Origin of the sequence: Streptomyces sp. AC512_CC834 (assembly GCF_019049325.1) — a bacterium.
Lineage (GTDB): Bacteria > Actinomycetota > Actinomycetes > Streptomycetales > Streptomycetaceae > Streptomyces.
Genome location: NZ_JAGMUO010000015.1, coordinates 51,955 through 75,165 on the forward strand (window position 1 = coordinate 51,955; position 23,211 = coordinate 75,165).

The window sequence follows — 23,211 nt, forward strand, 5'->3', positions numbered from 1 at the left end:
CACTGGAAACGCCAAAGGTTGCGTGGCGTGTGATCACGGATGCGTCTCGGCCGCACCGGCCGGTCTGGGTGGTCTGGGGAAACGACGAAGGTCCCGTCCGATCATGACGATCGGGCGGGACCTTCGATCATGTGCGTGGACCTGAGGGGATTCGAACCCCTGGCCCCCTCGATGCGAACGAGGTGCGCTACCGGACTGCGCCACAGGCCCTTGCAACGAGTGAGACTTTAGCACCCCGACAGGCCTGCTCAAAAATCCCTTACTGCCCCGGTCGCGGGCTACTCGTTCGCCGCGCGGGGACGCTCGCCGTCGTCGTACTGGTCGAAGAGCGGTGTGCGGCCCCGCTCCCGGGCGCGGCGGGCGGAGGCGGCGCGGCGGGCGTCGCTGCGGGCCGGGGCCTCGGGACGCTCCTCGGCGTTTTCGGCCGGGCGGTCCCGGTCCGTGCCGGGGGCCCGGGCGGCGTCCTCCTGCTCGGAGGCGACGGCGCTGGAGCGTGCCGAGCTCCACGCGTCCGGTGCCGTGAGGTCCACGTCGGGGGTGGCGCGGGGGGCGACCGGCGCGGTCACGTAGGTGGGCAGGGGCACCGGCACCGGGTCCCAGCTTCCGCCGTGCGGGCCGCCTCGGCGTTCGCGCTGCTGGTCGACCCACTCGGCGTGGTCGGTCTGCTCGACCAGCGCCCGCCGGTCCGCGGCGAGCGCCGACATTCCGGCGTCGGGCTCCGCCTCGGGTCCGTCGTCCGGCTCCTCGGCGTCGAGGTCGCCGACACTGCCGACACCGCCGGCGGGGGCGGCGGGCGTGCGCCGGCGCGGGCGGGGGTCGCGGTCACGCAGTCGCTGGGCGGCAACCTCGGCCTGGCGGCGGTCCATCTGGAAGGTGAACCGGTGGCGCTCCTGCGAGCGCAGGTAGGCGATGTAAGCGCTGAGCAGCACGGCGGGCACCGCGGGTGCCCACAGGAACGCGAGGCCGCCGACCGCCGCGACGACCGAGCCGAGCGTGAAGGCCAGGAACAGCATCACGGTCGTACGCCGGCGGCGTGCCAGCACCCTGGTGCGCCGGGCGCGGGCCGCGGCCGCCGCCGAGACGGGTGCGCGCCGGGCCTGGGGCACCCGCCCCCGTGCCGGTGCCGCACCGGACGCGGCGGGGCGGCCGGGTTCCGGGTGCGCGGATTCCGGGGAGTGCGCGGGTCTCGGGGCGTGCCCGGTTCCGCCCGTCCGGGGACGTGCCGGTTCGTGCCGCTCCGCGGGGTGCTGCGGTGCGGCCGGGCGGGTGTGCCGTCGGGTCCTGGACACGGCGAAGGCCCGGACGTCCACCGAGTCGGTGACGGCGCCCGGGGCGTCGGCGTCGGACTCCGCCTCGTCGGCGGAGCGCGACCGCAGGTCCTTGGCGTACCGGCGCTCCATGCCCGCCCGTCCGGACAGGAGCCGGATGGCGGTGCTGAAGCGTTCCGTCGGACGGGCCTCGTTCAGCTCGTCCTGCCTACGGAGCCACATCGGCACCAAGTAGGCGGCCCAGGCCCCGACGATGACTGCGTAGATGAGGCCGCTGCTGCTCACGCCTCACACGGTAGAGGGGTTTGCGTGAGGCCATCCGCCAATTGAGCCGGTGTGTCGCACGATCTGGCTGATATTTCTAACTTTTCTTGTGACCGATGCGATCAGCAGACGATCAGCCGACTGTCAGGGTCGCGAAATTATCCGTTTCGGGACGATCGAGGTTCGATCAATTTCGAACGTTTATTCAATTCCCGGTGTTCCCCGCGTTCCCCGCGTTGCCTGCGTTCGGCGTGCTCCGGTCCCGTGACCGGTGCCAGCGCCGCAGCAGCCCTTCCGGCACCTCTTCCGCGGTGAGCGCGAAGACGAGATGGTCCCGCCAGGCTCCGTCGATGTGCAGATAACGCGGCCTGAGCCCCTCCTCGCGGAATCCGAGTTTCTCCACGACCCGACGGCTGGGCGCGTTCTCGGGGCGAATACAGACCTCGACGCGATGCAGTCCGACGGTGCGGAAACAGTGGTCCACGGCCATCGCCACGGCCGTCGGCATCACCCCGCGGCCCGCCACCGCCTCGTCCACCCAGTAGCCCACGTGTCCGGAGCACATCGAGCCCCAGGTGATGCCGGCCACCGTCAACTGCCCGGCCAGCCGCCCCTGGTACTCGATGACGAACGGCAGCATCCGGCCCGCGTGGGCCTCGGACCTCAGGTGCCGCACCATCTGCCGGTAGGTCGGCCGGTTCGTGATCGGGCCGCCGGGTCCGGGCGGCGGAATGGTGGCCTCCCACGGGCGCAGCCAGTCCCGGTTGCGCCGGTTGACCTCGCGCCAGGCCCGCTGGTCCCGCAGCTTTATCGGCCTGAGGACGATGTCGCCGTCCACCAGCTCCGCAGGCCAGGAGGGGGTGTTCAGCTCGCACCCCCACCAATGGCGGGTCTGGGGTGGTCGCCGCCGCGAAGCTGGTCCACGGCGTGCTTCAGCAGCGGCTCCAGTACGGCGAGGCCGTCCTTCACCCCGCCGGAGGAGCCCGGCAGGTTGACGATCAGCGTCCCCCGCGCCACTCCGGCCAGTCCCCGGGAGAGCACCGCGGTAGGCACCTTGTCCCGGCCGTACGCCCGGACGGCCTCCGCGATGCCCGGGACCTCGTAGTCGATCACCGCCCGGGTCGCCTCGGGGGTGCGGTCGGTGGGCGAGATGCCGGTGCCGCCGGTGGTGACGATCACGTCGTAGCCCGCTTCGGCGCCCGCGCGCAGGGCCGCTTCCACGGGGTCGCCGTCCGGGACGACCCGCGGGCCGTCGACGGCGAAGCCGAAGCGGCGCAGGCCCTCGGCGATCAGCGGGCCGCCCTTGTCCTCGTAGACCCCGGCAGCGGCCCGGTTGGACGCCGTGACGACCAGGGCGGCGTACGGGGCGGGAAGGGCGCCTCCGACGGAGGTGTCCGGTGTCGTCATGACCGGCTCCAGTCGCCCGACTTGCCGCCCGTCTTCTCCTCCACCCGCACGTCCGTGATGACCGCTCCCTTGTCGACCGCCTTGACCATGTCGATCACGGTGAGCGCGGCGACGGAGACCGCGGTGAGCGCCTCCATCTCGACACCCGTGCGATCCGTCGTCTTCACCGTGGCGGTGATCTCCACGGCGTCGTCCGCGACCGACAGCTCCAGTTTCACACCGGACACCGACAACGGGTGACACAACGGGATCAGGTCGGGGGTGCGTTTGGCGCCCATGATGCCCGCGATCCGCGCGGTGGCCAGGGCGTCGCCCTTGGGGACGCCCTCGCCGCGCAGCAGCTCGACCACGCGGGGCGCGACGAGGACGCGTCCGCTCGCGCGGGCGGTGCGTGCGGTCACGTCCTTGGCGGACACGTCGACCATCCGGGCGGCGCCCGCCTCGTCGATGTGCGTCAGCCGGTCCTGCGGGTCCTGTGGGTCCTGCGGGTCCTGTGGGTCTTGCCTGTCCTGCCGCGACTGCCGGTTCTGCCTGTCCTGAGGATCCTGCGGGTCCTGTCCGCTCCTGGGCGGTCGGTCCTGCGTACTCATGCTCGTGTGACGCTCCCGGTCCGGGCCCGGCGCGGTGCGGCGCGTGGGCCTGCTGTGCGCGACACGGTACCGCCAACGGGGCGGGGTCAGCCGAGCAGGACCACCTCGACGTCGGCGCCGGGCTCGACGGACTCGGTGTCCTCGGGAACGACGATCAGCGCGTCGGCGTGCGCGAGGGCGGCCACGAGGTGGGAGCCCGAGCCGCCGACCGGGGTGACCGAACCGTCGGCACAGGTGCCGCGCAGGAACTGCCGGCGGCCCTTCGGCGAGGTCAGTGCCTTGTCCGCGGTCAGGGACGCGGTGGTCGTCGGACGGTGGACGTCCGGCAGGCCCATGAGGGCGCGGATCGCGGGACGGACGAACAACTCGAAGGAGACGTACGACGACACCGGGTTGCCGGGCAGCGCGAGCAGCGGGGTGTGGTCGGGGCCGATGGAGCCGAAGCCCTGGGGCTTGCCGGGCTGCATGGCGAGCTTGCGGAAGTCCACGCCGCTGCCCGGCTCGTCCTCGTCGGCGACGTGCGCCAGCGCCTCCTTGACCACGTCGTACGCCCCGACGCTCACCCCGCCGGTGGTGACCATCAGGTCGGCGCGCACCAGTTGGTCCTCGATGGTGGCCCGCAGGGTCTCGGCGTCGTCGGCGACGGCGCCCACGCGGTAGGCGATGGCTCCGGCGTCGCGGGCGGCCGCGGTGAGGGCGAAGCTGTTGGAGTCGTAGATCTGACCGGACGCCAGCGGCTCGTCGGGCTGGACGAGTTCGCTGCCGGTGGAGAGCACCACCACGCGCGGGCGCGGGCGCACCCGTACCGTGCCCCGGCCGATCGCGGCGAGCAGGCCGATCTGCGGCGGGCCGAGAACGGTGCCGGCCTCCAGGGCGCGGTCGCCGGAGCGGACGTCGCTGCCCTTGGCGCGCACGTGCGCGCGTGCCTCCGCCGGCCGGTACACGTGGACGTGGCCCTCGGCGCCCTCGGGGGCCAGGCTGCGGGCGCGCATTCCCGAGACCGGGCCCTCGCCGAGCCCGCCGTCGGTCCACTCGACGGGGACGACGGTCTCGGCGCCGGGCGGGAGCGGGGCGCCGGTCATGATGCGGGCGGCCTGGCCCGGGCCCACGGACGGCGGGTCGGCCTGGCCTGCGGCGACGTCTCCGACGACCTCCAGGACGGCGGGGAACTCCTCGCTGGCGCCCGCGACATCGGTGACCCGCACCGCGTAGCCGTCCATGGAGCTGTTGTCGAACGGCGGCAGGGACAGCGGCACCGTGATGTCGTCGACCAGGACGCACCCCTGGGCGTCGAGCAGGTTCAGCTCGATGGGGTCCAGGGGGCGGACGGCGGCGAGGACGTCGTCCAGGTGTTCCTGCACCGACCACAGCCGGTTGGGACCGGGGTCCGCGCCGGAGTCGTGTCCGGGGCCCGCGCCGGCGTGGTCATGGCCGGTGTCACGGTGCGCGCTGCTGCTCAACGGCGTTACATCTCCTCGGCTACGTAACTGCGAAGCCAGGTCCGGAAGTCCGGGCCCAGGTCTTCACGTTCGCATGCGAGTCGGACAATGGCACGCAGGTAGTCGCCGCGGTCACCGGTGTCATAGCGGCGGCCCTTGAAGACGACGCCGTGCACCGGGCCGCCCACGGACTCGTCCTCGGCGAGCTGCTGGAGGGCGTCGGTGAGCTGGATCTCGCCGCCGCGGCCGGGCTCGGTCCTGCGGAGTATGTCGAAGATGTGCGGGTCGAGGACGTAGCGGCCGATGATGGCGTAATGGGACGGGGCGTCGGCCGGGTCCGGCTTCTCGACCAGTCCGCCGACCTTGACGACGTCGCTGTCCTGGGTGGTCTCCACGGCCGCGCAGCCGTAGAGGTGGATCTGCTCCGGCGCGACCTCCATGAGGGCGATCACGCTGCCGCCGTACTGCTCCTGAACGTCGATCATGCGCTGGAGCAGCGGGTCGCGCGGGTCGATCAGGTCGTCGCCGAGCAGGACCGCGAAGGGCTCGTGGCCGACGTGCGGGGCGGCGCACAGTACGGCGTGGCCGAGGCCCTTGGGGTCGCCCTGGCGGACGTAGTGCATCATCGCGAGGTCGCTGGACTCCTGGACCTTGGTCAGGCGGCCCGCGTCGCCCTTCTTCTGGAGGGCGGACTCGAGTTCGTAGTTGCGGTCGAAGTGGTCTTCCAGGGGGCGCTTGTTGCGGCCCGTGACCATGAGGACGTCGCCGAGGCCCGCGGCCACGGCCTCTTCGACCACGTACTGGATCGCCGGCTTGTCGACGACCGGCAGCATCTCCTTGGGAGTGGCTTTGGTGGCCGGCAGGAACCGGGTACCGAGCCCGGCTGCGGGGATGACAGCCTTGCTGATCCTGGGGTGGGACTGAGTCATGCGCGCCACCATATCCGGTGCCTATAGGGAGAATCTGTGACTCGAGATCATTGGCGCTCATATGAGCGCATTAGCACGGTACGGGAGTGACCATTGCCTCACAGCGGCCCTGCGGACGAACCTGACAAGCGGACATTGCGGCGGGAATTCCTTACGGCGAGGAACAGGTTGACGGCGGATGACGTGCGGGTATCGGCGGACGCGCTGGCACGGCGGGCGCTCGGGCTGCCGGAGATGGCGGGGGCGCACGCCGTGGCGGCGTACGTCTCCGTGGGCGCCGAACCAGGCACTCGCGCGCTGCTCGACGCGCTGCGCGCGCGGGGCGTGCGCGTCCTGCTGCCCGCCCTGCTGCCGGACAACGACCTGGACTGGGGCGAGTACGCCGGAGAGAACTCCCTCGCGCGCGTGCGCCACGGCGGGCGGATGGACCTGTACGAGCCCGCCGGCGAGCGACTGGGCCCGGACGCGGTGACGGAGGCCGACGTCGTGCTGCTGCCGGGGGTGGCGGTGGACGGGCGCGGACTGCGGCTGGGGCGCGGCGGCGGATCGTACGACCGGGTGCTGGCGCGGCTGGAGCGGGCGGGCGCGCGTCCCGCGCTGCTGGTGCTGCTGTACGACGGGGAGGTCGTCGCGCACGTCCCCGCCCTGCCGCACGACCGGCCGGTGGACGCGGTGGTGACGCCCTCGGGGGTACGCAGGTTCCGCTGACGCCGACCGTCAGCGGGTGCCTGCGGACCAGGGCTGGACCAAGGCCGGACCAGGGCCGGACCAGGGCCGGACCAGGGCCGGACTAGGGCTTGAGCACCAGCGTGTCGCTCGTGCTCTCGTCGACCGCCTTCTTCGAGAAGGACCACGGCAGCAGTTCGCCGTTGGCCCACTTGTCGGTCTGGTCCGTGTAGTGGGCGCTGTAGGCGTGCCCGGAGGCACCGGTGAGGTTGATCCACCGGGACTTGTCGAGGTCGCCGAGGTTGACCACCATCCGCATGGACGGCACCCAGATCACCCCGTAGCCGCCGGCCGCGTTCCAGCCGGAGGCGTTGACCGCCGCCTCGCCGCCGCTGAGCTTCCAGGGGCCGCGGTTCAAGGCGTACTTCAGGAAGCCGGGGCCGTCGGTGCCCAGGGTCTGGTTGTTCAGGAACAGGCGGTGCAGCCGGCCCCAGTTCCAGGTGTCGATGTCCTTGCCGAGCTTGGCGGTCAGCTCCCAGCGGGCGTCGGTCATGGCGCGCTTGAACAGGTCGTCGCGGTTGTGGTCGGCGCCCTTGCGGGTGCCGGAGGCCGGTGTCGTCCACCAGTCGCTCTTCGGATCCTGCATCAGGGTGCGGACCACCTCGAACCAGCGGTCGCCGCCGTCCGGCTGCGCCTGGTCGGCATCCCGCTCGCCGCACTCGCGGACCTTGTTGGTCTCGTCCGCGGGGCCGGTGGTGCTGACCGGGTCGACCCACAGGCACTGGCCCTCGACCCGCAGCTCCTTGGGCAGCTTGTTGCCGAAGGCGAGCTTGAGGATGTTGCGCCAGACGGCGTTGAAGTAGGCCGCGGCCGCCGAGTCGGCGTCCTGGGTATAGTCCCAGCCCTCCAGCAGCTTCTGCGCCTCGCGGACGTCCTTGTCGGCGACGTCGATCTTCAGTAGCTGGGGCACGATCAGCTTGGCCATCTCGCTGCTGTTGTCGAGCTGCATCTGGCGCATGTCGTCCGTGGAGATCTTGCCGCCGTCCTCGATCTTCTGCTCGATCAGGGAGGTGATGCGCTGGCTGCGGGTGCCGTAGCCCCAGTCCGTGGTCAGCGTGTACGGGTACGAGTCCTCGTCGACGACGGCCTGGTTGGCGGTCACGATGTAGCCGCGCTCCGGGTCGTACTCGTAGGGCAGCTCGTCCTGGTCGATGTACTCGCCGGTCCAGCGGTACTTGGAGCTCCAGCCCGGCGCCGGGACCGAACCGTCGTGGTCCTCGGCGCGCACCGGGATCCTGCCGGGCAGCGTGTAGCCGATGTGCTCGCTGTCGGCGTAGACCAGGTTCTGCGACGGCACGTCGAACAGCGTGGCGGCCTCGCGGAAGTCGTCCCAGTTCTGCGCCCGGTCGATGGCGAAGACGGCGTCCATGGTGGTGCCCGCCTGCAGCGCGGTCCAGCGCAGGGCGACGCCGTAGCCGTCACCGCGGTCGGGGGCCGCGCTGTCGACGGTGGCCTTCTTGCCGGTCTCCACCAGCTCGTCGTCGCGGTCGGAGAGCAGGGGGCCGTTGTTGGTCTCGCGGACGACGATCTTCTTGGAGTCGCCGCCGGCGACCTTTATGGTCTCCGTGCGCGTCTCGAAGGGGACGACCTTGCCGTCGTACTGGTAGCCGTCGCCGGTGATCTTCTCCAGGTAGAGGTCGGTGACGTCGGCGCCGGAGTTGGTCAGGCCCCAGGCGATCTCCTGGTTGTGGCCGATGACCACGCCGGGCATGCCCGCGAAGGTGTAACCGGCGACGTCGTACTGGCACTTGTCGGAGACGGTGCGGCAGTGCAGGCCCATCTGGTACCAGACGGACGGCAGGGACGGCGACAGGTGCGGGTCGTTGGCCAGCAGCGGCTTGCCGGTGATGGTGTGCTCGCCGGACACGACCCAGGAGTTGGAGCCGATGCCGTGGCCGTTCACGCCGACGGCGGTGGGGATGTCCTCCAAGACGTCCTGGAGGCTCGACAACTGGCTCTCAAGGGCGTTGCCGGAGCCCGAGCCGGTTCCTGTGCCCGTACCCGTACCCGTACCCGTACCCGTACCTGTGCCTGTGCCTGTGCCCGTTCCGGTCCCGGTTCCAGTGCCGGAGCCGTCGCCGTCGCCGTCGCCGCTGCCCGACGTACCGCCGCCGTCGAACGTCTGGGTGATCTCGTCGTACTGGCCCTCCTGGACGATCGCCTTGTTCCGGTCGTACGGGTACGCCGGGTAGAGGTCGGCGATCTGCTTGGGGCCCAGGCGGCTGGTCATCAGGGCGCGGTCGATCTCGTCCTGCATGTTGCCGCGCAGGTCCCAGGCCATCGCCTTGAGCCAGGCCACGGAGTCGACCGGGGTCCACTCCTGGGGCTTGTAGTCGTTGGTGAACCCGAGGGCGGCGTACTCCAGGGAGATGTCCGCGCCCTCCTTGCCCTTCAGGTAGGCGTTGACACCCTTGGCGTACGCCTGGAGGTACTTCTTCGTGGAGTCCGACAGCTTCTCGTCGTACTCCTTCTTCGCCACCCGGTGCCAGCCCAGGGTGCGCAGGAACTCGTCGTTCTCGACCTGGCCCTTGCCGAACATCTCCGACAGGCGTCCGCCGGTCATGTGGCGGCGTACGTCCATCTCGTAGAACCGGTCCTGCGCCTGGACGTAGCCCTGCGCCATGAACAGGTCCTCGTCGGTGGAGGCGTAGATCTGCGGGATGCCGTAGCCGTCGCGCTTGACGTCGACCGGACCCGACAGGCCGTCCAGCGTGATCGAGCCCTTGGTCTGCGGGAAGGACGCGCGGACGGTGCTGATCGACCAGTACGCCCCATAGGCGAGGCCGCCGATGATGGCCAGGACCAGCACGAGGACGAGCAGACGGCCCTTGCGCCCCTTCTTCCTGCCGGACGTGCCGGGCTGCTGACCCGTAGAGGCGGTTTTGGTGGGGGGCATCGCTGTCCTTGCTGTCCTAACACGAGCGGCAGGGGCGGGCTGTGCTTCGTACTGAGCGCCTGAGCGCTGGAGCAACTGTAGGCGCAGGCCCGGCTCTCCCTTGACGCGGAGTCGGGTACCGGGACGGACGAGCGTTCGATCTTGCCAAGCCGAGCGTCAAGAAAACGTCAAGAGTTAGGTAAGGTAACGAAGTAGTTGCCCGCAGGGCGCGGCTGCTTCGTGTGCCATGGGGGTGCGCCTCGCGCAGCCCGAGCGGGCGCACTCGCCCGCACTGTGATCCGTGCTGTGCGCCAGGGAAGGGAAACGGCCGCTGACTGTCCACCACCTCAACCAGCTCCTGCTCGTCTGCTCGCTCGTCCTGCTCATCGCCGTGGCGGCGGTCCGCGTCTCCTCGCGCAGCGGGCTCCCCAGCCTGCTCGTCTACCTGGCCATCGGCATCGCCATGGGCCAGGACGGCATCGGCGACATCAAGTTCGACAACGCCGAACTGGTCCAGGTCATCGGCTACGCGGCCCTCGTCGTGATCCTCGCCGAGGGCGGACTCGGCACGAAGTGGAAGGAGGCGAAACCGGCCCTCCCGGCCGCCTCCGCGCTGGCCCTGGCCGGCGTCGCGGTGAGCGTCGGCGTGACCGCGGCGGGCGCGCACTACCTGACCGGTCTCGAGTGGCGGCAGGCGCTGATCGTCGGTGCGGTGGTCTCCTCGACGGACGCCGCGGCCGTCTTCTCCGTGCTGCGCCGCATCCCGCTGCCCAAGCGCATAACGGGCACGCTCGAGGCCGAGTCCGGCTTCAACGACGCCCCGGTGGTCATCCTCGTCGTCGCCTTCTCCACGGCGGGCCCGATCGAGCACTGGTACGTGCTGCTCGGCGAGATCGCCCTGGAGCTGGCCATCGGCGCCGCCATCGGACTCGCGGTGGGCTGGCTCGGGTCGTGGGGGCTGAAGCACGTGGCACTGCCCGCCTCCGGCCTCTACCCCATCGCCGTCATGTCGATGGCCGTCACGGCCTACGCGGCCGGCGCCATGGCCCATGGCAGCGGATTCCTCGCCGTCTACCTCGCCTCGATGGTCATGGGCAACGCGAAGCTTCCGCACTGGCCCGCCACCCGCGGCTTCGCCGACGGGCTCGGCTGGCTCGCCCAGATCGGCATGTTCGTCCTGCTCGGTCTGCTGGTCACCCCGCACGAACTGGGCGACGACATCCTGCCCGCCCTGGTCATCGGCCTGGTGCTCACCATGGTGGCGCGCCCGCTGAGCGTCGTGCTGTGCCTGGTGCCCTTCCGGGTGCCGTGGCAGGAGCAGGCCCTGATGTCCTGGGCCGGGCTGCGCGGCGCGGTGCCCATCGTGCTGGCGACGATCCCCATGGTGGAGCAAGTCGACGGCAGCCGCCGCATCTTCAACATCGTCTTCGTGCTGGTCGTCGTCTACACCCTCGTCCAGGGACCCACGCTGCCCTGGCTGGCCCGCAAGCTGCGCCTGGGCGCGGGGGACGAGACCGCCGACCTCGGCATCGAGTCGGCGCCCCTGGAGCGGCTGCGCGGGCACCTGCTGTCCGTGACGATCCCCGAGGGCTCGAAGATGCACGGCGTCGAGATCAGCGAACTGCGGCTGCCGACCGGTTCCGCCGTCACGCTGGTCGTCCGCGACGGGACGTCCTTCGTGCCGCTCCCGTCGACGGGGCTGCGGCGCGGAGACGAACTCCTCGTGGTCGCCACGGACCCGGTCCGGGACGCCGCCGAGGCACGGCTGCGCGCGGTCGGTCACGGCGGCAAGCTGGCCGGCTGGCTGGGCACCGGAGGCAGCGGGAACACCGGCGGCACTCGCAGGTGAGCGGCAATCACAGGTGAGCGTATGAACGGGGAAGGGTGAGGGGTGAGGGGTGAGGGGTGCTTCCTTTCACAGGTTGTGACCGTCTCGGCCCCTGTACGATGAAGGCGGCACCTGATCGAACCAACTCTGTCTGAAGCAGAGCTGGCGCGACCGTATGGCGGCCGGAACACCCCCTCATCGACACGGGCCCGGCATCTACCGCAGTCCGCGCAAGAGGACAGCTCTCGGCGCTCCCGCACGGCGACAGCCGCGAGGCGGACCGCGCCACCAGGCGGCAGAAAGGCACGGGCCGTGGCATCCACGGTCACTCCCGCACGCCCCGGATACGGGCAACTGCTGCGCACCCGCGGCGCCTGGACGTTCCTGCTCCCCGGCTTCGCGGCCCGCCAGCCGTTCGCCATGCTGACGCTCTCCATCGTGCTGCTGGTGCAGCACACCACCGGCTCCTACGGCGTCGCGGGCGCCGTCGCGGCCGTCACCGGCGTCTCCATGGCCCTGTTCGCCCCCTTCGGCGGCCGGCTCGCCGACCGCTACGGGCAGCGCACCGTCCTGCTGCCGGGCGTGCTCGTGCACACGGCGTCCGGTATCGCGCTGACCGTCCTCGCCCTCTCCGACGCGCCCCTGTGGGCGCTGTTCGTGGCGGCGGTGCCCACGGGGGCCTCGGTGCCGCAGGTCGGGCCCATGGTCCGGGCCCGCTGGGCCGTGCGGCTCAAGGACTCCCCCCTGATGAGCACGGCCGCCGCCTTCGAGTCCGTCACCGACGAGCTGACCTTCGTCCTCGGCCCACTGGTGGCGACCGCCCTGTGCACGGCCGTCGACCCCGCGGCCGGCCTGCTCACGGAGGCCGCGCTCACCCTGGTGGGCGGTCTGCTGTTCGCCGCGCAGAAGAGCACCCAGCCGAAGGTCGGCGGCGTCGGCGGTGTCGGTGGCGCCGACGGCGGCCACGCGCGCGTGGAGCACGTTTCCGCGCTGCGTGTCCCGGGGGTGCGCGTCCTGATCGTCGTCTTCCTGGGCATCGGTTCCGTCTTCGGCGGCATGCAGGTGTCGCTGGCGGCGTTCACCCAGTCGATCGGCGAGCCCGGTCTGAACGGCGTCCTGTACGGCGTCTTCGCCGCGGGCAACATGATCTCCGGCCTGGCCTGCGGCGCCATCGCCTGGAAGGTGGCCCCGCAGCGGCGCCTCCTGGTGGGCTACGCCGCCCTCGCGCTGACCGCGTCCGGCCTGTGGGCCGCGCACTCGGTCCTCGTGCTGGCCGGCCTCGGGCTGCTCGTCGGCATGTGCGTCGCGCCCGCCATCGTCACCGGCTACACCCTGGTCGAGGGCCTGGTCCCGGCCGGTGCCCGTACCGAGGCCTTCACCTGGCTGACCGGCGCCGTCGCCCTCGGCCAGGCGGTGGCCGTGACCGTCGCCGGACAACTGGAGGACCGGTTCCGGGACGGCGCCGGATTCCTGGTGCCGATGGGCGGCACGGTGCTCGCGCTGGCGGTCCTGGTGGCACTCCGGTCGCGGCTGGCGACCCGGCCCCACGGCCGTACGGTCGCACGTGGTGTGGGTCACCGCGAGCCCGTCACAGTGGACTGATCCCGAGGAATAGGTCACTATAGACCGTCGTTAGCACTCATCGAGTGAGAGTGCCAGGAGGAAGACAGTGCCGACGTACCAGTACCAGTGCACCGAGTGCGGCGAGGGCCTCGAGGCGGTGCAGAAGTTCACCGACGACGCCCTCACCGAGTGCCCGAACTGCCAGGGCCGCCTGAAGAAGGTGTTCTCGGCGGTCGGCATCGTCTTCAAGGGCTCCGGCTTCTACCGCAACGACAGCCGCGGCAGCTCGTCGAGCAGCTCGTCGGCGGCGGCGTCGTCCTCATCATCCTCATCCTCATCTTCTTCGAAGCCGGCGTCGTCTTCGTCTTCGTCCTCCTCGGACTCGGGGTCGAGTTCGGGCTCGGGGTCCAGTTCGGGCTCGGGGTCCAGTTCGGGCTCGGGGTCCAGTTCGGGCTCGGGGTCGTCCTCGGGCTCCGGCAGCTCTTCCGCCGGCAGCACCGCCGCCTAGGGCCGCCCCGCTCTTCTTACGAGACCCTGTCGTCCGCCGACGACGGGGTCCTCGGCGTTTCGGGGGACGGCTAGGGTGCGGGCATGGCGAACAAGGTGAATGCCGAGATCGGCGTGATCGGCGGCTCCGGTTTCTACTCGTTCCTCGACGACGTGACCGAGGTCCGGGTGGACACCCCGTACGGGCCGCCCAGCGACTCCCTCTTCCTCGGCGAGGTCGCCGGCCGGCAGGTCGCGTTCCTCCCCCGGCACGGTCGCGGCCACCATCTGCCGCCGCACCGGATCAACTACCGCGCCAACCTGTGGGCGCTGCGCTCGGTCGGCGTGCGCCAGGTACTCGGCCCGTGCGCGGTCGGGGGCCTGCGCCCCGAGTACGGGCCGGGCACGCTGCTGGTGCCGGACCAGTTCGTCGACCGTACGAGGTCCCGCCCGTCGACGTACTTCGACGGGCTGCCGATGCCCGACGGCACGGTGCCCAACGTGGTGCACGTGTCGCTGGCCGACCCGTACTGCCCCGCCGGACGGGCGGCCGCGCTGAAGGCGGCCCGGGGACGGGACTGGGAACCGGTGGACGGCGGCACCCTGGTCGTGGTCGAGGGACCCCGCTTCGGGACCCGGGCGGAGTCCCTGTGGCACCGGGCGCAGGGCTGGTCGGTGGTGGGCATGACCGGCCACCCGGAGGCGGCACTCGCCCGTGAACTGGAGCTCTGCTACACCTCGCTGACCCTGGTGACCGACCTCGACGCCGGCGCGGAGAGCGGCGAGGGCGTCTCCCACGAGGAGGTGCTGCGGGTGTTCGCGGCGAACGTGGACCGGCTGCGGGGCGTCCTGTTCGACGCGATGGCCGCGCTGCCGGCGGCCGGTGAGCGGGACTGCCCGTGCGGGGCGGCGCTGGGCGGGATGGATCCGGGGATCGCGCTGCCGTAGGAGTGCCGCAGCAGCGACAACGGGTCGGACGGGGTGCACGGGGCATTGGAACGACCCGTTCCGGTGAGGGAGTTGTCCACAACCGGTCGGTGGTCCACGGGCTTCGGCGGGCGTCGGCGAAAGGCCTCATCGTGGGAGCGCAAGCCGTTCCCTCGTCACAGGTGGTGGTCACCGTGTCCCGTCCCGCTCTCCCCTCCTCCCCGTTTCCCTCCTCCCCGTTTCCCTCCGCGTTCTCCTCCCCTCTTCCGCCCGGCACCGACGCGCCGCCCACCTGCGAGGTGCCGCACTTCGTCCCGGTGCGGGTGCGCGGCGGACGTCATCGGCTGCACCGGCTCGTGCGGCACCGGCGGCGCGCCCTGGCCGTCGGTCTCGCCGTGACCGCCGCCGCGTTGGTGGCGGCGGGCCCGCATCCGGGGGCCGGCGGGCAGGACACGCGGCGGGCCCGGGGGCATCCGGTGGCCGATCCGGTGCCCGAGCGGCACGGTACGCGGCTGGTCGCGGCGCCGGTGCGGATCGCCGACGCGGCCACGGTGCGGCTGCTCAGGCCGGGCGACCGGGTCGATGTCGTCGCGACCGGGGACGGCCGCACGTCGGACGCCTCAGTGGTCGCGCGCGGGGTGCGGGTGACGAAGGTGCCGGAGCCCGTGGACGGGGCGGCGGCGGGCGGGGCGCTGGTCGTCGTCTCGGCGCCGCGCGCCACGGCTCACCGGCTGGTCGGCGCGGGTACCACGGCACGATTGGCGGTGACCCTGTGCTGACCCCGTCAAGTCCCTCGTTCGAGGGATCGGATTGGACAGGACGGCCCAACGCTGTCGTAGGTTGCGGAGCGTTTGGTTCCTACACCTGTTCAAGCGAGGAGTGCTCCCACCGTGAGCGAGAAGAACGAGCCGAGCCTCTGGCAGGGCTTCAAGGCCTTCCTGATGCGCGGAAACGTCATCGACCTGGCGGTGGCGGTCGTCATCGGCGCCGCCTTCACCAAGATCGTCAACTCGGTGGTGGACGGGGTCATCAACCCGCTGGTCGGGGCGCTCGGCACGAAGAGCCTGGACAGTTACAGCTCCTGCCTGAAGGGCCCCTGCACCGGGACCGGCGACACCGCGACGGGCGTGCGGATTCTCTGGGGCTCGGTGCTGGGCGCGACCCTCACCTTCGTGATCACCGCGGCCGTCGTCTACTTCCTGATGGTCCTGCCCATGGCGAAGTACCTGGCCCGGCAGGAAGCCCGCCGCAAGGCGAAGGAGAGCGCCGAGGAGATCATCGAGGTCTCCGAGCTGGAGGTGCTCAAGGAGATCCGCGACGCGCTGGTCGCGCAGCGCGGTTCGGGACACGACCGCTCCTAGCGCCCGCGCCCGCGGTTCAGAGGTGGTGGGGCGGCTTCTCGTCGAGGAAGCGCTTCAGGTCGGCGGCACTGTCGCCGCCCTCGGGCCGCTCGCCCCAGCCCCGGTCGGTGTCGTCCGAGGTCTGCTGGTCCAGCGGGTCGTCGAAGACCAGCACGGGCCTGGGCACGCGAGGCTCGGGGTCGGGGGCAGAAGCGGTACTCATGGCTCCAGGGTACGGCCCGCTCCGTGGACGACGCCCCCTCCGTCCGGCTCGTCCCACCAGCAGGGGACGAGCCGCTGAGAAATGGGCGTCTTGTCACCCCGTCCTTTCGGGGGTTCCACAATCACAGAATTGAGAGCTGCTCGGAGCAGTGCGCGGCGCCCCTCGACCCCTGCCCGCTTCCACTCGTCCATCAGGGCTTTGCCGTCCATGAAGTGTGACGGGTCGGGTTCTTTGGAAAGGTCAGCAAGTTCGGCTTTGAGGTTGGCGATTAGCGTAGTCAGTTCACCGCGGAGCGTTTCGTACGACACCTCATCCATTCGATCACTCATGAAGAATTCTCGACTCAGGTTGAACTCGCGCGATACGGCATCCTCCAATGCTGCGCCTACAGTACACTTACGCATCTCTTTCACGGGATCCCGGTAAGAAATCCAGCGACGAACAATGGATCTGAGCGCAGGGGATCCAGGCGGAAGGTCCATGATGCGAGTTGCCCAGATTTCTTCCATCGCGTCGTCCACACGGCCCCGCGTGGTAGCAACTCCTCGACAGACAGACTTTCCTTGGTTGATACGAGCGAGGCATCGGTAATTACGCCCACCGTTACCCATCGGCCCTTTACAGTGCGGACAGCGTAAAATTCCAGTCATAATAGTGACCGCCTTACGCACACCACGTGTGCGGTCGCCGATCGTGGTCCCGGGGCGAGAGCGACTCGAGATGATCACGCGAATGTTTTCCCACTCGGCGACGGTCACAACACCTTGACCTGCCCGAATCGGCAGACCGTTCTCCCCCATAAGCGGTTCTCCGCCACGGTGCCACTTGTCCATGGGATTGCCGAGTTCGTCTGTCTTTCGTTCACGACTAGGGATCAGTCCTGCCCAACTTGGGGACTGAGCAAGGTGAATAATAGTTTGCGCACGCCACCTCTTCCCCTTGCGTGTGGGGATCTTACGATCGTTGAGATCATTCGCAATGTTAGCGGGCGTAACACCTTCTAGAAGTCGCTCAGCGATGAGTGGACGCGCATACTTGTACTCATCTGGATTATGCCGCAGCTTCCCACTCCCTTTCGGGCACTCAAGACCGTACGGCACCACTCCGCCCGGCCATCGCCCCTCGGCCTTGTGCGCATCTCCCCCGGCCTTCGTACGCAGGGAGATGTCTCTGACCTCTTCGCGGGCGCGCTCGGACAGGAAAATGAACGTCATTCGGCCGCCACGCGATGAGTCCAGCCCTTCGGTGACGCTGACCAAACGGGCTCGTCGCGCATCGAGTTCGTCAAGCAGCAATCCAACCTGACCCATACCCCGTCGCGAAAGCCGATCCGTCTTCCAAACGTATAGCGTCCTCGAAGTTCCGTCGAGAATGGCCGTCGTCGCTCTCTCGAACTCGCCTCGCCTGACATGCGCCTTGCTGGCGCTTAGCTGCTCGAACCAAACACGCCGGATCGTGTTTCCCTCACGGGCAGCCATACGGCATACGTCGCGCACTTGTTGGCGCAAATTCACCAGGTCGTCGCCCTTCTTCGAACGTCGGAAGTACGCCTCCGCGAGCTGGTCTGGATCACCGGTTGCAATTCCCCAAAGTCCGAGGACTCTAAGTTCTTCGTCCTCGAACCCCAGAGCGCGCAAGGTGGAAAGATGGTCTTGCTCCATGAGCATTCCTTCCTCGAAAGTCACGCCAGCCTCACCTGGCGGACGCCACAAGAGGCACCCATCCGCCCCTTCCGTAGGTCAACGCGATGTTGCTTCGTTGGGTCACGGTCCAGTCGTGGATGAACGTCACCTGACCGCCGCAGCACCACGCATGCAGCTTCCGGACGAGACTGGCGGCATGACAGTTGACGCATTGACGGATGTCGCCGGTGTGCTGGTGGGGCATGCGACGCGCGACGGGGACGGGTGGCTCACGGGGACGACGGTGGTGCTCGCGCCGGAGGGCGGGGCGGTCGCCGGCGTGGACGTGCGCGGAGGCGGACCCGGCACCAAGGAGACCGACGCCCTCGATCCGCGCAACCTGGTGCAGCGGGTCCAGGCGGTGGTGCTGACCGGGGGCAGCGCCTACGGGCTCGACGCGGCGTCGGGGGTGATGGCCTGGCTGGAGGAGCGGGGGCGCGGAGTGCGCGTCGGCCCGGATCCCGCGCACGTGGTGCCGGTGGTGCCCGCCGCCTGCGTCTTCGACCTGGGGCGCGGGGGCGACTTCCGGGCCAGGCCGGACGCGGCGACCGGACGGGCGGCGGCCGAGGCGGCCCATGCGAGCGCGACCACGCCGGGCGCCGGGGTGACCGAGGGGTGCGTCGGGGCGGGCACGGGAGCGGTGGTCGGCACCCTGAAGGGCGGGGTCGGCAGCGCGAGCACCGTGCTGGACTCGGGGATCACGGTGGCGGCGCTGGTCGTGGCCAACGCGGCGGGGTCGGTCACGGACCCGGAGACGGGGGTGCTGTACGGGGAGTTGTTCCGGGGCGGTCGGGTGGAGTACCCGGCGCCGGACGTCCACGAGGCCGCGAGCCGGCGGCTGGCCGAGGTCGCGGCGAGGAACGCGCCGCCACCGCTGAACACCACGCTCGCCGTGGTCGCCACCGACGCGGACCTGTCCAAGGCGCAGGCCCAGAAGCTGGCCGGCACGGCGCACGACGGCATCGCGCGTGCCGTACGGCCGGTGCATCTGCTCAGCGACGGTGACACGGTGTTCGCCCTGGCGACCGGGGAGCGCCCGCTCGACGCCGGGCAGCCGCTCGCGCTGAACGAGGTGCTGGCGGCGGGCGCGGACGTGGTGACCCGGGCGATCGTGCGCGCGGTCCGGGCCGCCGAGCCGGTGGAGGGCCCGGGCGGCGCCTGGCCGTCGTACGGGGAGCTGTACGGAGGCCCGCACGGGGAGCAGCGCGGGGAGGTGTACGGAGGTCCGTCCAGGGCCGGTTGACCCGTCCGTGTTGTGATTGTCCGGGTTGTGTCACGTGTCGGCGTTCCGGGCGGCCGGCGGGAACCCCGTGGGCCGCCGATCACCTCTACACGGCTGAAGCGAACACCGCACAACACCCGAACCTGGAGCAGCCCGTGACAACGCCGGACATAGCCACGCGGCGCGTACTGGGGGCCTGTGCCGCCCTGGTGGTCGGCGCCCTCACCCTCACCGCCTGCGGCGGAAGCGCCAGCGCCGAAGACAAGAAGGGCGGCAAGGACGGCGCCGGGTCCGCCGACACCTCGGTCGCGAAGCTCGTGATCTCCGCCAAGGACGGGGCGTCCGGCGCCTCGATCAACACGACCGGCGTGAAGGTCAGCGACGGCACGCTGACCGACGTGAAGATGACCGTGGCGGAGACGGGTGCCGCCGTACCGGGTGCGGTGTCGGGCGACGGCGGTAGCTGGAAGCCGAAGGAGCAGTTGGAGCGGGGCACGAAGTACCGGATCACGGCGCGGGCGAAGGACGCGAACGGCCGCACGGCCGCCGCCGACTCGGTCTTCACCACCGTCTCCCCGGCCAACAGCTTCGTCGGCACGTACACCCCGGACGGCGGCAGCACGGTGGGCGTGGGGATGCCGGTGTCGTTCACGTTCGACAAGGCGATCGGCGACAGGAAGAGCGTGCAGTCGCACATCTCGGTCACCTCCAGCAGCGGGCAGGAGGTGGTCGGGCACTGGTTCGGCGCGCAGCGGCTCGACTTCCGGCCCGAGGAGTACTGGAAGGCCGGCTCCAAGGTCACGATGAAGATCGACCTGGACGGGGTGGAGGGCGCGAACGGCGTCTACGGCGTGCAGAAGAAGACCGTCACCTTCACCGTGGGACGCGCGCAGGTCTCCACGGTGGACGCGAACACGCAGACCATGACGGTCGTACGCGACGGCGAGACGCTCAAGTCGGTCCCGATCTCGGCGGGCAGCGCGCAGAACCCGACGTACAACGGGCAGATGGTGATCTCGGAGAAGTTCGAGCAGACGCACATGGACGGTTCGACCGTCGGGTTCGGCGGCGAGTACGACATCCCGGACGTGCCCCACGCGATGCGGCTGAGCCAGTCCGGCACCTTCATCCACGGCAACTACTGGTACAGCCCGGGCAATCCGCCGTTCGGCGCCCAGGGCACCAGCCACGGCTGCGTCGGGCTGCGCGACTCCCAGGGAGGGCAGGGCGACACCCCGGGCAAGTGGTTCTACGACAACTCGCTCGTCGGGGACGTCGTGATCGTCAAGAACTCCCCGGACGACACGATCGCGCCGGACAACGGGCTCAACGGCTGGAACATGGCGTGGAGCGAGTGGATTGCCGGAAGCGTCGTCTAACCTGCCTCTGAGCAGCGGATTTTGACGGAACCTCGGGTCGCGCGGGAACTTTTCGCGCGGCCCGGGCGTTTTTCGTGCGTACGTTTTCTCGGTTCCCGGACATGATGTCCGACCGAGGGGCTACGGTATGCACCCACAAGGTGACATGCAGCAACGCCGGGAGAAACCTTGAGCGTTCCGTACGAGACGGCAGCGTACGAACCACCCGAGTCGCCCGAGTCTCCGGAGGAGCACCTCATGCGACTGCTCGGTCGCGCCCTGAACTCGTTCGAGCTGCCCGACGAGACGATACGGCTACTGGACTGCGCGCTGGCGCACGACGGTTCACTGCACTCCGCGCACCACAGCGCGGGGCTGCACCGCGAGACGTACCGGCACACCTGGCTGCTCGCCGACGGCTCGGCGCTCACGCTCTGGGAGCTGGTCCACAACACCGCCCCGGGCAGCGAACCGCAGCACGAGGTGTACGTCGACGAGGAGGAGCTGCGCACCGCCACCTCCCGGATGGCCCTGCCGCCCGACACCCCCGACTTCGAACTGCCGGTGCAGGTGGAGCTGTCCCCCGTCCCGGCCCCGCGCCACGCCTACGTCCCCGACGCCTCGGCGGACCACGCCCGCCGGGTGCTGCGCCGCGCGGAGAACACGGACCGGCCCGGCGCCGACCTCGCCGCCCTGCTGGCGACGGCGTCCGCGCATCAGATCACCCAGGCCTTCGGCGGCCCCGGCCGCGCGGGCCGCGCCCGGATCGGCTTCTCCCTCTACGAGCACGCCTTCCTGCTGCACGACGGCGTGGAGGTCTCCCTGTGGGAGGTCGAGCACACGGCCACCCCCGACGGGCGGCACATGTGCGAGGTCTACGACAGCGAGGACACGGCCCGCCGGGCGATGGAGCGGCGCGCGGCCCAGGTCTCCCCGTAGCGCGCCCGCGCTCCCACGCGGCCTCCTCGGCCTCCTCGGCCTCCTCGGCCTACGCAGCCTCCTCGGCCTACGCGGCCACCGGGTGCTTCTCCCCCGGCGTCGGTGCCGACGGGTCCGGGCCGCCGTCGGGTCCCTGGGCCGTCGCTCCCGTCACCGGCCTGCGCAGCCCCTTGAGGACGATCACCAGTGCGGTCGTGACACAGACGCCGGCCGCGATGGCGACCAGGTAGAGCAGCGGGTTGCCGATCAGCGGGACCACGAAGATGCCGCCGTGCGGGGCGCGCAGCGTGGCGCCGAAGGCCATCGAGAGGGCGCCGGTGACCGCGCCGCCCACCATCGAGGACGGGATGACGCGCAGCGGGTCGGCCGCCGCGAAGGGGATGGCGCCCTCGGAGATGAAGGAGGCGCCCAGTACCCAGGCGGCCTTGCCGTTCTCGCGCTCGGCGGCGTTGAAGAGCCGGCCGCGCACCGTGGTGGCCAGGGCCATCGCCAGCGGCGGGACCATACCGGCCGCCATGACCGCCGCCATGATCTTCATCGCCGAGTCGCTGGGACTGGCGACCGCGATGCCCGCGGTGGCGAAGGTGTAGGCGACCTTGTTGACCGGGCCGCCGAGGTCGAAGCACATCATCAGGCCGAGCAGCGCGCCGAGCAGGATCGCGTTGGCGCCGGTCAGCCCGTTGAGCCAGTCGGTCATCCCCGACTGCGCGGACGCGATGGGCTTGCCGATCACGACGAACATCAGGAACCCGACGATCGCCGCCGAGATCAGCGGGATCACCACCACCGGCATGATGCCGCGCAGCGCCTTCGGTATCCGGATCCGCTGGATCGCCATCACCACGGCACCGGAGATCAGACCGGCCGCCAGACCGCCGAGGAAGCCGGCGTTGATGGTCAGCGCGATCGAGCCGCCGACGAAGCCGGGGACCAGGCCCGGCCGGTCGGCCATCCCGTAGGCGATGTAGCCGGCCAGCACCGGGACGAGGAAGGCGAAGGCCACGCCGCCGATCTGGAACAGCAGCGCCCCCCAACTGTCCGCCTGGGTCCACACGAAGTGGTCCATCACGGACGGCGCCTTGTTGATCTCGTAGCCGCCGATGGCGAAGCCCAGGGCGATCAGCAGACCGCCCGCGGCGACGAACGGGACCATGTAACTGACGCCGGACATCAGCCACTTGCGCAGCCTGGTGCCGTACCCGTCGCCGGACTCGCCGCCGCGCTCCACGGGCGTCGCGCCCCCGGTGGAGGCCGCCGTGACCTCGCCGCGGGCCGCCTTCGCGCGGACCTCGCCGATCAGCTCGGCGGGCCGGTTGATGCCGGCCTTGACGCCGGTGTCGACGGTGGGTTTCCCGGCGAAGCGGTCCTTCTCGCGCACCGGCAGGTCATGGGCGAAGATCACGCCGTCGGCCGCCGCGACGACCGCCGGGTCGAGCCGGGTGAACCCGGCCGAGCCCTGGGTCTCGACGACCACCTCGACGCCTGCCTCACGGCCCGCGTTCTCCAGCGACTCGGCCGCCATGTAGGTGTGCGCGATGCCGGTGGGGCAGGAGGTGACGGCGACGATCCGGAACGGGCGCGCGGCCTCGTCGGGGCCGTCGGGACCGTCGGGACGGTCGGGACCGTCGCCACTGCCCGTGGCGGGGTCGGTGGAGGCCGCCACCGACGCCGCCACGGAGCCCTCGTCGCCCGCACCGGAGTCTTCGTCGGCCGCCACGGAGTCCCCGTCGCCCGTCCGGGAGCCCCCGTCGGGCGCCGGGGCCGCCGCGGCTTCCGACGTGCTCCCGGAACCGGCCGGCTCCTCGTCCCCGCGGATCAGCGCTGCCGCGGATGCCGCGTCGCCCACGGAGCGCAGCGCGCCGGTGAACTCGGCGTTCATCAGTTGCCGGGCCAGTGCGGCCAGGATCGTCAGGTGGGCGTCGTCGGCGCCCGCCGGGGCGGCGATCAGGAAGATCAGGTCGGCCGGACCGTCCGCCGCCCCGAAGTCGACGCCGGCCGCGCTGCGCCCGAAGGCGAGCGTCGGCTCGGGGACGTGCTCGCTGCGGCGGTGCGGGATGCCGATGCCGCCGTCGAGGCCGGTCGGCATCTGCGCCTCACGGGCCGCCACGTCGGCGAGGAAGCCCTCCAGGTCGGTCACCCGGCCCA

The 23,211-nt window shown here is 70.8% G+C and carries 20 protein-coding genes and 1 tRNA gene; 10 read left to right on the plus strand and 11 right to left on the minus strand.

What is annotated here, in order from left to right:
- Window positions 1-136: 136 nt before the first annotated feature.
- The 7 genes from KUM40_RS06270 to galU all read right to left on the minus strand — a co-directional run bounded on the left by KUM40_RS06270 (window position 137) and on the right by galU (window position 5,897).
- A tRNA-Ala gene (locus KUM40_RS06270) sits at window positions 137-210 on the minus strand.
- Between the two features lie 68 nt (window positions 211-278).
- Complete coding sequence (glpR, locus tag KUM40_RS06275) at window positions 279-1,553, minus strand: gephyrin-like molybdotransferase receptor GlpR (RefSeq protein ID WP_217163711.1); 1,275 nt, start codon at window positions 1,551-1,553, stop codon at window positions 279-281.
- Between the two features lie 184 nt (window positions 1,554-1,737).
- On the minus strand, window positions 1,738-2,400 hold the full coding sequence (locus KUM40_RS06280; RefSeq protein WP_217163743.1) for a GNAT family N-acetyltransferase: 663 nt from the start codon (window positions 2,398-2,400) through the stop codon (window positions 1,738-1,740).
- A complete protein-coding gene (locus KUM40_RS06285; RefSeq protein WP_217163713.1) occupies window positions 2,397-2,939 on the minus strand; it encodes a molybdenum cofactor biosynthesis protein B in 543 nt (180 codons plus the stop codon). The genes KUM40_RS06280 and KUM40_RS06285 overlap by 4 nt, the downstream gene beginning before the upstream one ends.
- On the minus strand, window positions 2,936-3,529 hold the full coding sequence (gene moaC / locus KUM40_RS06290; RefSeq protein WP_302180807.1) for a cyclic pyranopterin monophosphate synthase MoaC: 594 nt from the start codon (window positions 3,527-3,529) through the stop codon (window positions 2,936-2,938). Before moaC ends, KUM40_RS06285 begins: the two co-directional genes overlap by 4 nt.
- Window positions 3,530-3,615: 86 nt before the next feature.
- Window positions 3,616-4,989, minus strand: a complete 1,374-nt coding sequence (glp, locus tag KUM40_RS06295) for a gephyrin-like molybdotransferase Glp (protein ID WP_374227348.1) — start codon at window positions 4,987-4,989, stop codon at window positions 3,616-3,618.
- Between the two features lie 5 nt (window positions 4,990-4,994).
- Window positions 4,995-5,897 (minus strand): UTP--glucose-1-phosphate uridylyltransferase GalU, encoded by a 903-nt coding sequence (gene galU / locus KUM40_RS06300; RefSeq protein ID WP_217163715.1) that lies wholly within the window; start codon window positions 5,895-5,897, stop codon window positions 4,995-4,997.
- A 93-nt stretch (window positions 5,898-5,990) separates the two neighbouring features.
- Here galU and KUM40_RS06305 point away from each other — a divergent pair, with 93 nt between their 5' ends.
- Window positions 5,991-6,605: a 5-formyltetrahydrofolate cyclo-ligase gene (locus KUM40_RS06305; protein WP_217163716.1), complete on the plus strand. Its 615-nt coding sequence runs from the start codon at window positions 5,991-5,993 to the stop codon at window positions 6,603-6,605.
- Between the two features lie 82 nt (window positions 6,606-6,687).
- Here the strand turns inward: KUM40_RS06305 and KUM40_RS06310 are convergent, their stop codons facing one another.
- Entirely contained in the window at window positions 6,688-9,519 is a 2,832-nt protein-coding gene (locus tag KUM40_RS06310; protein WP_217163718.1) for a penicillin acylase family protein, read from the minus strand.
- A gap of 280 nt (window positions 9,520-9,799) precedes the next feature.
- Between KUM40_RS06310 and KUM40_RS06315 the strand changes: the two genes are divergently transcribed.
- From KUM40_RS06315 to mscL, 6 genes are all read left to right on the plus strand, one after another.
- The gene (locus tag KUM40_RS06315) at window positions 9,800-11,347 is read left to right on the plus strand and encodes a potassium/proton antiporter (RefSeq protein WP_217163720.1); all 1,548 of its coding nucleotides are present in this window, start codon (window positions 9,800-9,802) and stop codon (window positions 11,345-11,347) included.
- 291 nt (window positions 11,348-11,638) lie between these two features.
- The gene (locus KUM40_RS06320) at window positions 11,639-12,928 is read left to right on the plus strand and encodes an MFS transporter (RefSeq protein ID WP_217163722.1); all 1,290 of its coding nucleotides are present in this window, start codon (window positions 11,639-11,641) and stop codon (window positions 12,926-12,928) included.
- A 67-nt stretch (window positions 12,929-12,995) separates the two neighbouring features.
- Window positions 12,996-13,397 (plus strand): FmdB family zinc ribbon protein, encoded by a 402-nt coding sequence (locus KUM40_RS06325; protein ID WP_217163724.1) that lies wholly within the window; start codon window positions 12,996-12,998, stop codon window positions 13,395-13,397.
- 83 nt (window positions 13,398-13,480) lie between these two features.
- Window positions 13,481-14,323, plus strand: coding sequence for an S-methyl-5'-thioadenosine phosphorylase (locus KUM40_RS06330; protein ID WP_217163725.1), 843 nt, complete (start codon window positions 13,481-13,483; stop codon window positions 14,321-14,323).
- Between the two features lie 173 nt (window positions 14,324-14,496).
- A complete protein-coding gene (locus tag KUM40_RS06335) occupies window positions 14,497-15,081 on the plus strand; it encodes a hypothetical protein (protein ID WP_374227349.1) in 585 nt (194 codons plus the stop codon).
- Window positions 15,082-15,192: 111 nt separating this feature from the next.
- Window positions 15,193-15,663, plus strand: a complete 471-nt coding sequence (gene mscL / locus KUM40_RS06340) for a large conductance mechanosensitive channel protein MscL (RefSeq protein ID WP_217163726.1) — start codon at window positions 15,193-15,195, stop codon at window positions 15,661-15,663.
- A gap of 16 nt (window positions 15,664-15,679) precedes the next feature.
- On the opposite strand, the gene KUM40_RS06345 is transcribed toward mscL, so the two are convergent.
- Window positions 15,680-15,865 carry a hypothetical protein gene (locus KUM40_RS06345; RefSeq protein ID WP_217163727.1) on the minus strand — a complete coding sequence of 62 codons (186 nt, stop codon included), beginning with the start codon at window positions 15,863-15,865 and terminating at the stop codon, window positions 15,680-15,682.
- Window positions 15,862-17,550, minus strand: coding sequence for a recombinase family protein (locus KUM40_RS06350; protein ID WP_217163728.1), 1,689 nt, complete (start codon window positions 17,548-17,550; stop codon window positions 15,862-15,864). Before KUM40_RS06350 ends, KUM40_RS06345 begins: the two co-directional genes overlap by 4 nt.
- Window positions 17,551-17,704: 154 nt before the next feature.
- Here KUM40_RS06350 and KUM40_RS06355 point away from each other — a divergent pair, with 154 nt between their 5' ends.
- The 3 genes from KUM40_RS06355 (at window position 17,705) to KUM40_RS06365 (ending at window position 21,066) form a co-directional block, all read left to right on the plus strand.
- Window positions 17,705-18,790, plus strand: a complete 1,086-nt coding sequence (locus KUM40_RS06355; RefSeq protein WP_217163729.1) for a P1 family peptidase — start codon at window positions 17,705-17,707, stop codon at window positions 18,788-18,790.
- A 134-nt stretch (window positions 18,791-18,924) separates the two neighbouring features.
- Window positions 18,925-20,148 carry an Ig-like domain-containing protein gene (locus tag KUM40_RS06360; RefSeq protein ID WP_217163731.1) on the plus strand — a complete coding sequence of 408 codons (1,224 nt, stop codon included), beginning with the start codon at window positions 18,925-18,927 and terminating at the stop codon, window positions 20,146-20,148.
- 168 nt (window positions 20,149-20,316) lie between these two features.
- Window positions 20,317-21,066, plus strand: coding sequence for a DUF6227 family protein (locus tag KUM40_RS06365; protein ID WP_217163733.1), 750 nt, complete (start codon window positions 20,317-20,319; stop codon window positions 21,064-21,066).
- A gap of 67 nt (window positions 21,067-21,133) precedes the next feature.
- On the opposite strand, the gene KUM40_RS06370 is transcribed toward KUM40_RS06365, so the two are convergent.
- Window positions 21,134-23,211 (minus strand): fructose-specific PTS transporter subunit EIIC (locus tag KUM40_RS06370; RefSeq protein WP_217163735.1); only part of this gene is annotated, 2,078 nt, incomplete at its 5' end.

Coding starts and splice junctions, on each gene's coding strand:
- KUM40_RS06285 (WP_217163713.1), bottom strand. CDS start 2,939: ATGACGACACCGGACACCTCCGTCGGAGGCGCCCTTCCCGCCCCGTAC.
- moaC (WP_302180807.1), bottom strand. CDS start 3,529: ATGAGTACGCAGGACCGACCGCCCAGGAGCGGACAGGACCCGCAGGAT.
- galU (WP_217163715.1), bottom strand. CDS start 5,897: ATGACTCAGTCCCACCCCAGGATCAGCAAGGCTGTCATCCCCGCAGCC.
- KUM40_RS06310 (WP_217163718.1), bottom strand. CDS start 9,519: ATGCCCCCCACCAAAACCGCCTCTACGGGTCAGCAGCCCGGCACGTCC.
- KUM40_RS06330 (WP_217163725.1), top strand. CDS start 13,481: ATGGCGAACAAGGTGAATGCCGAGATCGGCGTGATCGGCGGCTCCGGT.
- KUM40_RS06345 (WP_217163727.1), bottom strand. CDS start 15,865: ATGAGTACCGCTTCTGCCCCCGACCCCGAGCCTCGCGTGCCCAGGCCC.
- KUM40_RS06355 (WP_217163729.1), top strand. CDS start 17,705: ATGACAGTTGACGCATTGACGGATGTCGCCGGTGTGCTGGTGGGGCAT.